The following is a 274-nucleotide window of genomic DNA, read 5'->3' as shown; positions in this document are numbered from 1 at the left end:
CTATATACATGTACGAGTGCACCAGCTTGGTTTAAATGTTGTACCGTAAACGAAATACCGTATTTAACCGGCGTCATCGCAAGGCCTTTTTTTATAATAGGTGACGATACGTTAAATGCTTTAATAGCCTCTTTACGTGCCCAGTAATCACCCGACACCTCAAGCTGAGCAATCATATCTTTTAAAATATGTTGCTCTACGGTTTGATGGTACGGCGTGGTATCGCGGCCTTTTTTATATAAATTGAGTTTTCTAATTTCAAGCGGATCTTTAC

1 pseudogene is annotated in these 274 nt (G+C 39.4%); it reads right to left on the bottom strand.

Features of this window, described 5'->3' with window-relative positions:
• Positions 1 to 274, bottom strand: a pseudogene (locus tag AAEY97_RS21255) (xanthine dehydrogenase molybdopterin binding subunit); the annotation flags it as partial.

The organism is Shewanella sp. TB7-MNA-CIBAN-0143 (genome assembly GCF_040310065.1).
Lineage (GTDB): Bacteria > Pseudomonadota > Gammaproteobacteria > Enterobacterales > Shewanellaceae > Shewanella.
The sequence above is the reverse complement of the archived record's forward strand: the minus strand, read 5'-3'. Positions and strand labels throughout refer to the sequence as shown.